We start from the raw sequence: 12,411 nt of genomic DNA, 5'->3' as shown, positions 1-12,411 counted from the left end.
ATCCCTGACTCGGTGGGAATATGGCGTTTCGTGTAAGTTAATTGAAGATGCCGGCTATCTGGGCGCAAGCCTGGCCGAAGGGGTAGGGCAGTCTTCGGTACACCGTGCTGACTTCCTCGATGCTCTGGCCAGTCAGTCGCCCGAAGGGATCGCCCAGTTCGGCAAGCGCGCTGTCAGTGTGGAGCAGGAAGCCGAGCAGGCTCGCGTAGTGTTCACCGATGGCACTGAGCATCGCTGCGACCTGTTGATCGCCGCCGACGGTATCAAGTCATCGATTCGTGATCATGTTCTCAACGGACTTGGCCACCCCCTGGTGGCACCGCGTTTCAGTGGTACTTGCGCCTACCGTGGGATGATCGACAGCCAGCAACTGCGTGCAGCCTACCGGGCTCGGGGTGTTGATGAGCACTTGGTCGACGTCCCGCAGATGTACTTGGGTCTTGATGCACATATCCTGACATTCCCCGTTAAACAAGGCCGGCTTATCAACGTAGTGGCCTTCATTTCCGATCGCAGTCGCCCTGATCCAACCTGGCCAAGCGATTCTCCATGGGTGCGCAATGCCAGCCAGGAAGAAATGCTCTCTGCCTTCAATCATTGGGGAGACGCTGCACGGGTGCTGCTCGAATGCATTCCGGCACCCACCCTTTGGGCTCTGCATGAACTCGATGAGTTGCCAGGCTACGTGCACGGCCGCGTGGGTCTGATCGGCGATGCAGCGCATGCCATGTTGCCGCACCAGGGCGCTGGCGCAGGTCAGGGGTTGGAAGATGCCTGGCTTCTGGCGCGATTGCTGGCTGATCCGCAGGTCCTGGACAGCCAGCCACAAGCGGTTCTCGCGGCTTACGACGCAATCCGTCGTCCCCGTGCCTGTCGTGTGCAGCGTACCTCGTGGGAAGCCGGGGAGCTTTATGAACTGCGTGATCCAGCTGTAGCCGATGACGAACAACTGCTGGGCAAAACCCTCGCAGAGCGCTTCGACTGGTTGTGGAATCACGATATGCAGTCCGACCTTCAAGAGGCTCGTGTCCAGTTGGGTTGGCGAACGCTCGCCTGACAGATTGAGCGACATTCCCCTGTGGGAACGCTGCAGCAGGGCCAGGCCTAATTCGCTCTCCAGATCCTTGATTGATCGGCTGATAGCTGGCTGGGTGACATGCAGTAAAGTTCATTCCGTAGCGCATCGCGCTACAGAACAGGATCGCGAGCTAGCCCTCGAGTCAGATTTTTTTCAGGCGATAGTCCAAAGCAGGTCGGCTTAGACCAAGTAGGCGTGCGGCCCCGGAGACGTTCTGCTTGGCCTGCCGCATAGCCTCTTGAATCAGGCTTTCCTCAATCTGATCGAGGCTCAGGCCGCTAGCCAGCAACTGGCTGATCCAGCTGCCCTCGCTATTTCCCGGTTGGATCAATACCATCTGCGGCCGAAGGTCAGGTATGTGGTCGATGAGCTGGTCAAGCTATGCGAGCATTGGCAGTGATGCAGGCTGACGCCGGGTCAATTCCATTGATTGCTCTAAAGAGCCTTTGGAAGAAGTTCCGCCCTGACACATCATTTAACATAATATACATTACACGTAACAAGGTATTTCGAGATTAGCCCGGTTGCACACAGATTTTGAAGTTCTCGGAAGTAATCTCTTTTCATTTTGAGAACTAAATCCCTTGCGTGGGTGCTTCGCTGCCAGGAAAAGATTTTACTTCTGCAGGCTTCAGAGGCAATTCCGTGCGGCCCGTGCGACTTTTCTTGTTCCTGAATCTACTACACAGAATGCGAATATTGCGCAGAAATACTTGCGCTGGAGATCAAGCCAGCCTCAAGAAAATCCTCAGAAGCAATTGTGAAAAAATTGGCAGTAATCGAGTAACCCGAGCCTTCGCCTCACGTTCACGGATTTGCTTACAGATCACTTGTCCGGCAATCATCAGCGCGCTACAGGCTCTGGCGCGGCCTTTGTGACCGTCATCGTGAGTGATTTTACGTCATGAGCGGCGAATCCAGAAATGTCGCCCTTGACGAGCGTGATCGCGCACCGTATGCGGATTCGCCTATTCGTTTGATTAGGAGCTTTTTGGGGACCAGCTCGCTCGTTTACGGCATTGCTTACGCCACAGATCCACCTGCAAGCACGTCGCTGTGTGAAATCTGCAGCGTTCAGCGTGGAGTTGGTGCACATATTTCAAGGATCGCTTTACACAGAACAGCCCAACACCGGCTAATTTACGTGCGGATGGAGTTTTACTGCCACCCGATACCCTGGAAGCTTGTCAGAGTTGGGCTGGAAGAAAGCTTAGTAAAAAGACTGTCCGGTACCGTTGTTAACCACAATTTTGACTTGTTAACTACGGTAGTTAACAAGTCAAAAAACAAGTTTACAGAGTGGTACTGAACCTACGTGTTAACCTTGGTTTGTCTAGCTCGTCTGGGAATTCAAAGGTCCGTATCGTTATTCGAACTGTGTGGTTTGCCGGTTGAAATGTTTGCCCCTATTATCACTCGTGTTTCACTGTCAACAGCGACAGTAATCATCGGATTCGGTAGGCGTGCCTCTCCTTATCTATCAATAAAACGTCGAGCTCAAATGTGCAAATTTCAACGGGCTTCTCCATTTTTTGGCACCCTGCTAAATTAGGTTTGTGCTCATCAGAGCGTCATGAAGCGTCATGCCTGACAAGTGATTTGTGCGTTTGAGGATAGTCTATGCACCACCGACCGCCAGAGGCACCTTAACAGGTCCTATATGGAGAACATCAGCCAACTCAACTAAACATCTATTTAGTTGAGTTAGCAGTCAGCCTAGTTTCGCGCCCGCTATCTTGGTCCACTCATGTCACGCATCCCTCAGCCGCTGTTCGACACCTTCGAGCGCTTCCACGAGCTCAAACACGCTGGAAATCGACGGTGAGCTAAATTTCACAGCATTCTACGAAGCTTGCCCCGCCCTCACCTACTGTTCTCCGCGCCCTGCGCCTCAACAGCCTCAACAGCCTCAAGCTAATACCCCTGAAGCACCCTCATTAGACGAAAGCAATAGAAGCTAAGCCTCTGAGGCTGACCTCGTCTCAAAGACTTCGGCCTGCTCGGCGGTCTTACAGCGATATCAAAAGCCATCGCTGTCAATCGCCTCTCCATAAAACGTGTGCCCAGCGGGACTCGTAAGCATTACAACCCAGTTCATATCGACTCCCGTTACCGGATCGACCGCCCGGAACTCAATCAATACTCCACTTCAACGAATCACGCCAGCCGGCAAAGATCCTCATGACATTGCAATTGATTTTTTCGCCGGACTCGACGGAATAAACAGCGCATTTGAACGATCCACTGATCCCGCTGGTCAACATCACCTGTTGGCCAGGCGGATCCCTCACGCTGAATTGCACTTCATCCACGACGAGCGCCTGTTCCCACCCAGGCCGTAATCATCGCCCCCATCATTATGTCGCACGTCGAAGAGCCGCTTTCTGAGCTCACTGACTCGAACGACCTTTGCGCTATCTAACCATCCGGCTCCAACCCTGAGGATCCCATCATGAAATTCCAAGTTGTCGATCGCTCTATCAATGGCACCGCGAAGTTCTCGGTCGATACTGAGTGCGGAAAGAACGTGGATTCATTTTCGACCATCGAGGAGGCTCGGGACCGCGCGGCCTGGCTGGAATCCGAATATGAGCGGATCAGCGAGACTCTCTAGCCGCGTCCTACCCGAAGGAATAACTCCGCTTCAACGAATCCACAGCCCGGGCATGACCCGGCATGGGACGTCCCGTGCCTACAGAAACCGCATGATGATTTACATCTGCGGCCCGATGACCGGCTGTGCTGACTTCAATTTCACAGCCTTCAAAGATATGGCCGGCACCCTGCGCGCCGCCGGGCACTAGATCATCAACCCGAAGACGAAACGTCAAAGGTTGGGTTTGCCGACTGGAAACCGGCGAGAGCCGAGTAGATCGACTGCCCCCCTCACCTATTGCGCTGAAGGTATCCGACATCAACTCACCTGTCGTGCATCCAGTGATGCGGTGCCACAAATACCACCAGTATGATTTTGCGCGGTTGAGCGCTCGACAGTGACGAAGCTGGTCAACTCCGGCGAGCCCCAGCTCGATCCAATCACAGTGTTCCTCGAGAACTTCGGCCGGCGCGACTCCTCGACCGAGTCCATTCCGAACTACCAGATCGCCCAAAGCAAGATCACCATCAATTGCTGGGACAACAACTGAAACGCCTATTGCGGTGGCATGGGGCCGCGCACTGTCGCGGAGTTCGTCGCCGACTGAGACTGTCACTACATTCTGAACTGTTTGGATCGTGGGACCAGCGAAACATGGTTCACGGGAGATCCGCTGGCCACCCTGGCACGCAAGTGCATCCTTGAGTGCCGACGTTGCCGCAACTCGTCGGACTCAGGTGCATAAAGAAAAGCTGCTCAGTAAGCGTACGGGGAATACGCCTTGTGCAGGGTTTGCGTGTGGTGAAGGCCGTACTCAAGTTAGTGCCGTAGGCCAGTGGCATGGACGTTAACCCTAGGAGACCAATGGCGTGCACTAGGGCTGGAGATTGGTAGATCGCGTTAGCTAGGCGGCTTGCCTTGAAGGGAATGGCGTTCAAGCAGCCATTCGGTGAAGGAATTGAGTGCTGCCGAGAATTTAGCTGCCGTTGAGGTTGGATTTTTGGCGTGCTTTAGAAAATACTCAATCTCAGGTCTCATCTTCGGTGCGAGCCGGAGGAAGTGCTCCACATGATCCTCAAGTGTAAAAGGCCATGATTGGTCGTGCTCCAGACGTAGGACGTTCGTCGAGCTTATAGCCTTACGGGATGACTCCCGTTGTACGCGACGCAATTCAATGACATCCGTTGCATGCTCGATCTTATTAGCATACTTCCCTGAGACGGATGCGAAGTCTCCATTAATCGCCATTGCTATAGCGCGCGAAGGCTTGAAGCGTTGCAGATTGGTAGCGACGTCCCTACCCCAAACACATTTGCTGTGGCACGCGACCTCTATTTATTCAGTTACCCAATTTAGCTCATGACTTAGGCCCGCCACGGTGGAAGAGCCCCTTCGAAAAGTGAAAAGGCTCGATGCAGGAAACTGTTGAAGCGAGCGGCATCACGCCGCAGCCCTGCCTGTTGACCACCAATCAGGCACAGATGGGCCACCTGAGCAATCACTTCTGCTTCGCCTGGCATATGGACCAAGCGGCGGCACGTCCGTATCGCGAAGTCCAGTCGTCTTGTGTCAACACGCTGCTGAAACTCGCCTACCAACGGATCGTGCAGCGACCAGGCTCGGATGGAAACTTCCCGCCCAGGTTGTTTCTCAGCGGCAATACTCAAGTAGCGTTTCAAGGTTTCGCCCGCGCTACGACCCTGCGCCGCATAAGCGAGCATGCGCTCCGTGTAGTCTTCTTCCCAAGCGGCCAGCAAGGTGCGGACAAAGTCTTCGCGATTGCGGAAATGGTGATAGAACGATCCGCGGGTCACATTCAATCGGCGCGATAGACTCTCGGCCGAAACGCCAATATGCCCTATTTGGTCGAGGGCCTCAAAACCAGCCGCGATCCAATGGTTACGAGTTAGTTTTCTCACCAGTTATTTCGCTCCATATTTAGCGCCATACAGACTGTGTATGGTGCGCAACCGATTGATACGCTGCGAACACCAGCAAAGATGGCCGTTGCGTTTTGCACGCCAGCACTTTTCATGGAGCTCGCCTTGAAGAAAATCGTTCTGGTTGCTTTCAACCAATTCACTGATATCGACCTATTCCTGATGTGGGACATTTTAGGCCGCAACACTGAGGACTGGCACGTCCGAATATTGGGTTCTAGCGCTATCGTGCGATCGGTGCACGGCCTGCCTGTTTCGGTGCACGGTCCGCTTTCCGAGGCCAATAGTGCCGACGCGGTATTGTTCGTCAGCGGCAAGGAAGGGATACCCGCTGCACTTGCCGCCCCAGATTTCCTGCCGTCGTTTGAACTTGACTCCAGACGCCAGCGAATCGGCTCCATATGCGCCGGAGCATTCATTCTCGAACGGCTTGGGCTGCTCAGCGGTCAAGCAACTACACACCCGGATGCACGATCGAGCTTGCAAGCTCTGGGACTTGAGCCCATGGACCTGCCTCTTGTATGCCTGGGGAACGTTGCAACCGCTGGCGGATGCCTTTCGGCGCTCTATCTGGTGGGATGGTTGGTTGAATCCTGGTTCGATGTCGACAAGCGCCGTGCGACGTTGCTCCCTGTTCTGCCAGCTGGGCAGCAAGAGCTCTATGATGCCTTGATCGGGCTCAGTATCCGACAAGGAGAAGTTGGCGCCTCAACAACATCCAGTTAATCCATGCTCGCTCAGCGAGGCTCTGGACCTCATCAAGGCGTGGACATTGGTTATCCGGACGGCATCGCCACGCCCCGTGCGAGCTCCGCTCCTGGTGCGCTACTGCGCCTGGAACCTGAAGTTGCCGTGAACCCCACACTTGAATACGTACCTGATAGCCTAAGTAGGCACGCCGCAATATGGAAAAAGAGCCGCTTGTACAGCGAGATTCCTCCACTATGCAGATACCTCGTGTGCTTGGGAATGAGCAGTGAGCGCGGTTGTCCCTGTCCGGCTTGAAAGTCGGTAACCGTCGCTTCTAAGCTAGACAAGCACTTACAGGGCGACAAGGAGCGTTATACGACAAACCATCGCAACAAGAAACGCGACATGGCATGTCGTCTAATTAGTAGTTAGAACTCAGGAGAGATCCCCGATGCCCCGAGAATTTGAGCTCATTATGTCCGTGCCAGTCCCCTCGAGGTCCGGCATCACCCACCTTTATAAGTCGATGCACCTAGCGGACGCTTTTGCGATTCGGCTCCCTGCGGGCACATCTAGCAATCCAGATTTGCTAGCTCGATTCATCCTTTCCCACCAGCCATCCTGGATCGGATGGCTCCTGAAAGTCCGAGACACTATCGTTGCCTGTTTTGGTCTCAAGACAGCCAAACATTTGGCATCACTTGCTAATCGGATTGGAGCCTTCAAGGTCTACAGCACGAACCAGACTGAAATCGTGTTGGGAGAGGACGACAAGCACCTCGACTTCCGGATATCGATCCTATGTTCTGGAGAGGCAGAGCCAGAAGGCAGTCGCCAACTCGTTTTTTCAACCGTGGTCCAGTGCCACAACCGTCTAGGCCGGGCCTACATCTTCGTTATTGCCCCATTTCACCGCTTGGTTGTTAAGGCCAACCTCCTCCGTGCAGCGCGCGTCGGTTGGCCTCTGGCTACCTGCCCCTAAGGCTGAGAGCGCTGTGTGCCCCCTGAGGTCTAACCCTTCCATCGAAAGGCTGTTCTGACAAGCCTGGCCAAGTCTCTCATGTCAAACGTTAGGCCTCTAAGATTCATTGTAAGCGTACGCCCAACTCACCTTGCGTAAATCAGGCCGGCACCCACTGATGCGGTAGCAGTTGCCCGATCTCACTCGCCCGCTGTGTCGGCAGCCGTGTCAGCACATCTTTCAGATAGGCATACGGATCATGCCCGTTCATGCGTGCCGACTGGATCAGACTCATGATCGCCGCCGCCCGTTTGCCACTGCGAAGCGACCCGGCAAACAACCAGGCTGACCGTGACAGTACCTTCGGTGTTCTCATTGTGCAGAATTCCAGCTTGCTGAACGGCATGTCGAATTTTCTCTGCCACCAGAAATGCGCCTACATAGTCAGTGCCGGGCAATACCACGGCAAACTCCTCACCGCCATAACGCGCCGCAAGATCACCGGGCCGTTTGATGTTCTCCCGTATAATCGCGCTGATGGTGCGTAGACACTCATCCCCGGTCAAATGGCCGTACTGATCATTGAAGCGCTTGAAGTGATCGACATCGATCATCAGAGTGGTTGGGAGCGCGAGCGGCTTGAGCACTTGCTTAAAAAGCTTTGATGCGGCTGCGGAATCCAGAACAGATCAAAACCGACCTTTAATCGAACGCCTCCCAACACGATGGGTCTGCTCCTGTATTACTTCTCGGGAATACATCCAATGTCCGCGCAACACAGCCTTGTCATACTCGCTCGGGGCGGATATGCCGCTCGAGGCGTTCTTTATCTGATCATTGGGATCTTCGCTCTGCTGGCAGCACTAGATTCGACAAAATCGAAGGATAGTCACAGGAGCCTGGAGGCACTGTTAAGCCAGCCATTCGGTTATGTTCTAGTCGGGCTAGTGGTGGCTGGTCTGCTCGCCTTCGCCTCTTGGCGCGTTTTGCAGGCAACGCGTGACGTTGATCATCACGGTAAAAAATTCAAGGGTTGGGTGATTCGTGCAGGCTTGTTGGCGGGAGGGGTAGTCAACGGCGCGCTGGCGTTTTTTGCGTTGGGCCTACTGATCAGCGGCCTCAAAAGCTCCGGCAATTCCGGAGGTGGGCAAACCAAGGATTTACTGGCGCATCTTTTATCTTGGGAGCACTCAAATTTATTGGTGTACCTCTTCGCCCTCATCCCAATGGGAGTAGGCATTGCTCACATCATCAAGGGATGGAAGGCCTCGTTCGAGAAATACTTTGAAGCCGACGAAGACGTCATGCGGTATGTACGCCCCGTGTCTCGGTTCGGTCTTATAGCCCGTGGAGTCGTCTTTATTGAGATCGCCCTACTGCTGATAATCAGCGGCTCGAATTACAAAGCCATGAATCCACCGGGCATGAAGGAGGCCCTCGATGCTCTCCAGAATCTGCCGGCCGGAGGTTTGATTTTGATGGTGATGGCCTTGGGGCTGATCGCTTTTTCGGTTTATAGCTTTTCCGAAGCCTTTTGGCGCAAGATAAACATGGATGTGCCTGGGGTATCGAGAGCATAGGGACGCAGTGGATACCGGACGGAACACCCCTAGCATCTGCAATTTGACACGTGAGTTGCGTTGGAAGTAATTGAAGTGTCGCTCCCTCTTTTCGAATCCCAAGGCCAGTGGCTGCCCCCCGCAGTCCCAAAAGCTTGGAATTCCACCAACCAGTCACTCCCAGTCAATAACTGGGTACTTTGTTCCTGATAGGAGTAACAAATTGCTGAGTCGCCCCGACAAAAATGCGCTTCGTGCGATGCTGGAATCTCAAGTTCAAGAAAAGCTACAGCACGACCCTGACGCGGTAACAACTTATGCGACCAAACCTGCACCAGATCGGAAGCCATACACCAGCAAGCCAACGGTTCAGGACAAGGCATTCCACAAGGAGCTTGATCAGATGCGTGCGGACGCTGAAGCAGGAGTAATTCATAAGCCGAAGCGCGAGCCGGAGGACGGAGGTGTGTCTAGCCTTGCGCTGGATGATTATCCGAATTTATAAAAGTACCGCCGAGTGGCTAACTAGGTGTTGAACGGCTTGATGCCCGCCCTACTTCATTCGGTGAGCCTGCAGTTATTCATGGTGGGCCTATTCAATCAAGCAAGTACCTTTAGGGTTTCACGCATAAAAATCTCAACGGTCTTCGGGCCAATCCCATCGAATTCTTTCAATCGTTTTTCGACATCAGGCTGATCGTCACTCACCTCGAAGATATTCCCCACCTTTCCCGAGTATTCGTCGTTGATCTTGCTCGCCAAAGCCAGCAATCGAGTCGCTGTGGACTCATCGTAACGAACGTAGTGCGCCTCCCCCAGCATGGCAACGAGCGCACGGTGCGTGCAATTAGCCAATTTACGCGGAGTGTCTCGCTGGTATTTGTGAACAATCACTTTGTAAGCGTTTGCGGCGATTTCAGCTTGTATTCGTTTACCCATCAGAAAGCTAGCGATCAACCACTTGAACAGCCCCTCTTCATTCGCGCCGTCGAGACTGATTTGTAGATCTTTTGCGCTGATGATTTTTGGCATTGGATGCCTCTCTACAAAATTGGAATACCGCCATCAGCCAACAGAGCTTCATCGATCTCAATCGAAGGAATAGCACCTTCTATGCGACGGGTATCCAGCCAACCTCTCGTTTTGGCAACATCAAAAATCTGGCCCTGATCCATCAAGGTCAAGATAAGCTCATCAGAAACTCGGTAACGTCCGCAGTCCGGACAATCTCGCTCTTCCCATGGGCCGTGGCACTGGATGCGTTCTGCGGCACCGACACAAATTAGACAATTCATCGCTATCACCATTTTTATATTTGTAACCCGATCCCCCGTGGGTCGGTTGCGACAGCCTGCACACAGACACGTCATCGAGCGCGCTGATGAGGCTGATATTTGGTCGACTGAGCAGATCGTAAGAAAGTTCGAAGCGATGACGCTTTCAGTACAAAAGGGTCGTACCTACAGATCGCTGGGCGTCGACAGCCCGAAGTGTGTCAACAAGTGCCCTCGCGAATGACTCGGAGGATTAGATGGCGCTAGTGAAGGATCGAATAACATATGCCCAAAACACACGTAAGCCAGACAAGGCTTAGACCGAGGTGAATTGCTGCGAAGAGTTTGTTGGACAATCGAGGCTCATTGACGAGGATTTAGGGTCGGTTGACTTCATTGAGAAGCTAGCCGTTCCATTTACTGGCGCCCCGTGTCTTCAAATTGAGAGCTTGATCACCGTTCCTGAAATTGGTGAGCAGTAGAGGGCTTACGTGTCGGCTTTACGCCACAAGCCGGGAGGAGTGAGTTGGGAGTAAAAAAGGTGTGCGCGCTTGATAAGCACTTCAAGTTCGCACACTCACATCCAGGCATCCTGATGTTCAGGATATCTAAACCTCGCGGCGGGAATCCCTACTGCCTCAGCATGGAATCCAGTTCTGGACGGTCGCTTTGAGGCCGATCCATATTGAACCGCTCGCACTCGTTCTCAGCATCCAGTCGAGTCTGATAAGTAGTCTCCAAGCGCAGCTTTTGTTCATTGTCATAGATGTCAAAACCTATGGCTGAGGTTCTGCAATAGAAGCGAGACCCGTTACGGGTCGATTCGGTTTCAGTAGGGACTGCGGGAACAACTACAAATCTCGAACTCATCTTCCAGCCCTCTCCAAGACCCTCCTCAATTTTTAGCGGCTAAAAGCCACCATAGCAAGCGATGCTGCCAGTTTCCGATGGGAAGTATGAGCGGCCAGAGACCATTGGTTGCTTCGTGAAAAGTGGAGTCAGAACTGCCTGAGCACACCTACCTGGGAAGCACCTTTCCATCATCCAGCTGCTACGCTTCTCTTTCCAAGGAGGAATCGCGATGCCAAATTCAGACCTGCTCCCATCTCTACTGTTCAAAATTAATCAGGCTCGCCCTTGAGGCAGCAATCATGGAACTCACATTATGGGTCGAGCAGCGTGGATCTGCGGAGGTCGCTAGTAACGTGCGTGGAGCACTGGACACGATTAACAAGAACGAAGAATTCATCAATATGACGCTAGCAGTTTTGATGGACCCTGAGTGAGCTCTTCTCGTGAGAGTCCAAGCGTCAATACGGCTGCAGCGGTCGAATACTCCAAAGCGAAGCACCAAGGTCATGGATAAGCTTGGCTGTTCCGTCCGTCCCCCTCAGAGGAACTCAAGGGCCCTATGTGCCGTCTAGCGCATAGGTGGAGTGGCGCGCCGCTCCTCAGATCCTTTGCGAAAAGGAAATTGTCATGGCTGCAACCTCTGTACGCTTGAACTACTTCCACGACACTCTTTTCGGCCCTATAGCGAAGAGCATCGAATGCGACGTTGTCATTACACCGATCACTCCTGGCGCTTTTCAAGTGCAGGTGCTTTCTCCCGTACCGGATGACCTACACAAGGCACATTCCTTAACCATAATCCTTTCCCCCAAAGATCATCTGACAGGCACGGTGGCTCAGATGCGCAAGTTAGACAACGGTGATCTGGAATTCCAAATCGACGTATGAACATCCGTTGGTGTAGAGCTAAATTTCGGAGATCCTTTGATGAGCAAATCGCAAGCTGTGACAGCTGCCGTGCAAATCCTAATGTTTGATCGCAACGAATGGGTTCCCAATAACCCTCGCTTGCCGGTACTCATTTACCCCAAAGCAATTGCCGTCCAGGACAGCGATCCAGCCACACTGTTCGAGAAAACCTTCATAGCCAATGGGTGGCCGCCACAATGGCGATACGGGGTTTATAGCTACCACCACTACCATACCGAAGGACATGAAGTGCTTGGCATCGCCAGCGGCCAGGCTCGGTTGATGCTGGGCGGCCCGTATGGCCATGTACTTGAAGTCAGTCCAGGTGACGTGTTGCTACTGCCTGCCGGCACCGGCCACTGCAATTTAGACTCCAGCGAAGACTTTCTGGTCGTCGGTGCTTATCCGCCGGGGCAGCATGCAGATATCTGCCGCGAGGCGCCAACCAGGGCCCAACTGGCGAGCATCGACACGCTGTCGTTTCCCGACCAGGATCCGGTGCAAGGCTCGCAAGGCGCCGTACACCGGTATTGGGCTGGCCAGCGTTGAGAT

14 protein-coding genes and 5 pseudogenes are annotated in these 12,411 nt (G+C 53.5%); 11 read left to right on the top strand and 8 right to left on the bottom strand.

All coding sequences use genetic code 11. From position 1 onward, the window contains the following. Positions 1-46: 46 nt before the first annotated feature. Positions 47-1,057 (top strand): annotated as a pseudogene (gene salA, locus ACA079_RS16010) (salicylate 1-monooxygenase); the annotation flags it as partial. Here the strand turns inward: salA and ACA079_RS16005 are convergent. The 3 genes and pseudogenes from ACA079_RS16005 to ACA079_RS15995 all read right to left on the bottom strand — a co-directional run. Continuing rightward, positions 1,046-1,165, bottom strand: a pseudogene (locus tag ACA079_RS16005) (LysR family transcriptional regulator); the annotation flags it as partial. The pseudogenes salA and ACA079_RS16005 overlap by 12 nt on opposite strands. Before the next feature lie 55 nt (positions 1,166-1,220). Then, positions 1,221-1,415 carry a helix-turn-helix domain-containing protein gene (locus tag ACA079_RS16000; protein ID WP_497699998.1) on the bottom strand — a complete coding sequence of 65 codons (195 nt, stop codon included), beginning with the start codon at positions 1,413-1,415 and terminating at the stop codon, positions 1,221-1,223. 1,795 nt (positions 1,416-3,210) lie between these two features. After that, on the bottom strand, positions 3,211-3,390 hold the full coding sequence (locus tag ACA079_RS15995; RefSeq protein ID WP_497699997.1) for a hypothetical protein: 180 nt from the start codon (positions 3,388-3,390) through the stop codon (positions 3,211-3,213). Between the two features lie 140 nt (positions 3,391-3,530). Here ACA079_RS15995 and ACA079_RS15990 point away from each other — a divergent pair, with 140 nt between their 5' ends. The 3 genes from ACA079_RS15990 to ACA079_RS15980 all read left to right on the top strand — a co-directional run bounded on the left by ACA079_RS15990 (position 3,531) and on the right by ACA079_RS15980 (position 4,224). Further along, a complete protein-coding gene (locus ACA079_RS15990) occupies positions 3,531-3,692 on the top strand; it encodes a hypothetical protein (protein WP_415769294.1) in 162 nt (53 codons plus the stop codon). Positions 3,693-3,783: 91 nt separating this feature from the next. Beyond that, the gene (locus ACA079_RS15985) at positions 3,784-3,882 is read left to right on the top strand and encodes a DUF4406 domain-containing protein (RefSeq protein ID WP_497699996.1); all 99 of its coding nucleotides are present in this window, start codon (positions 3,784-3,786) and stop codon (positions 3,880-3,882) included. Between the two features lie 189 nt (positions 3,883-4,071). Next, positions 4,072-4,224: a hypothetical protein gene (locus ACA079_RS15980; RefSeq protein WP_497699995.1), complete on the top strand. Its 153-nt coding sequence runs from the start codon at positions 4,072-4,074 to the stop codon at positions 4,222-4,224. Between the two features lie 814 nt (positions 4,225-5,038). Here ACA079_RS15980 and ACA079_RS15975 read toward each other — a convergent pair. After that, the gene (locus ACA079_RS15975; RefSeq protein WP_497699994.1) at positions 5,039-5,593 is read right to left on the bottom strand and encodes a TetR/AcrR family transcriptional regulator; all 555 of its coding nucleotides are present in this window, start codon (positions 5,591-5,593) and stop codon (positions 5,039-5,041) included. Positions 5,594-5,719: 126 nt separating this feature from the next. Between ACA079_RS15975 and ACA079_RS15970 the strand changes: the two genes are divergently transcribed. Continuing rightward, positions 5,720-6,340, top strand: a complete 621-nt coding sequence (locus ACA079_RS15970; protein WP_497699993.1) for a DJ-1/PfpI family protein — start codon at positions 5,720-5,722, stop codon at positions 6,338-6,340. A 415-nt stretch (positions 6,341-6,755) separates the two neighbouring features. Next, a complete protein-coding gene (locus ACA079_RS15965; RefSeq protein ID WP_129444998.1) occupies positions 6,756-7,286 on the top strand; it encodes a DUF2867 domain-containing protein in 531 nt (176 codons plus the stop codon). A 139-nt stretch (positions 7,287-7,425) separates the two neighbouring features. Here ACA079_RS15965 and ACA079_RS15960 read toward each other — a convergent pair. Next, positions 7,426-7,632, bottom strand: a pseudogene (locus tag ACA079_RS15960) (transposase domain-containing protein); the annotation flags it as partial. After that, positions 7,598-7,882 (bottom strand): annotated as a pseudogene (locus ACA079_RS15955) (diguanylate cyclase); the annotation flags it as partial. The pseudogenes ACA079_RS15960 and ACA079_RS15955, both read right to left, overlap by 35 nt. 147 nt (positions 7,883-8,029) lie before the next feature. Here ACA079_RS15955 and ACA079_RS15950 point away from each other — a divergent pair. Then, a complete protein-coding gene (locus ACA079_RS15950; RefSeq protein ID WP_497699992.1) occupies positions 8,030-8,845 on the top strand; it encodes a DUF1206 domain-containing protein in 816 nt (271 codons plus the stop codon). A gap of 202 nt (positions 8,846-9,047) precedes the next feature. After that, positions 9,048-9,329 carry a hypothetical protein gene (locus ACA079_RS15945; RefSeq protein ID WP_497699991.1) on the top strand — a complete coding sequence of 94 codons (282 nt, stop codon included), beginning with the start codon at positions 9,048-9,050 and terminating at the stop codon, positions 9,327-9,329. Positions 9,330-9,424: 95 nt separating this feature from the next. Here ACA079_RS15945 and ACA079_RS15940 read toward each other — a convergent pair whose 3' ends face one another. Both ACA079_RS15940 and ACA079_RS15935 read right to left on the bottom strand, forming a co-directional pair. Then, entirely contained in the window at positions 9,425-9,856 is a 432-nt protein-coding gene (locus ACA079_RS15940; RefSeq protein ID WP_497699990.1) for an HhH-GDP family DNA glycosylase, read from the bottom strand. An 11-nt stretch (positions 9,857-9,867) separates the two neighbouring features. Continuing rightward, on the bottom strand, positions 9,868-10,008 hold the full coding sequence (locus ACA079_RS15935; protein WP_497704407.1) for a hypothetical protein: 141 nt from the start codon (positions 10,006-10,008) through the stop codon (positions 9,868-9,870). 1,171 nt (positions 10,009-11,179) lie between these two features. Between ACA079_RS15935 and ACA079_RS15930 the strand changes: the two are divergent. The 3 genes and pseudogenes from ACA079_RS15930 to ACA079_RS15920 all read left to right on the top strand — a co-directional run bounded on the left by ACA079_RS15930 (position 11,180) and on the right by ACA079_RS15920 (position 12,408). After that, a pseudogene (locus ACA079_RS15930) lies at positions 11,180-11,384 on the top strand (hypothetical protein). Positions 11,385-11,577: 193 nt separating this feature from the next. Then, a complete protein-coding gene (locus ACA079_RS15925) occupies positions 11,578-11,838 on the top strand; it encodes a hypothetical protein (protein WP_497699989.1) in 261 nt (86 codons plus the stop codon). A 39-nt stretch (positions 11,839-11,877) separates the two neighbouring features. Continuing rightward, positions 11,878-12,408: a cupin gene (locus ACA079_RS15920; protein ID WP_497699988.1), complete on the top strand. Its 531-nt coding sequence runs from the start codon at positions 11,878-11,880 to the stop codon at positions 12,406-12,408. The last annotated feature ends 3 nt before the right edge of the window (positions 12,409-12,411 follow it).

The sequence above is a fragment of the Pseudomonas sp. LBUM1645 genome (assembly GCF_059716185.1).
The sequence above is the reverse complement of the archived record's forward strand: the minus strand, read 5'-3'. Positions and strand labels throughout refer to the sequence as shown.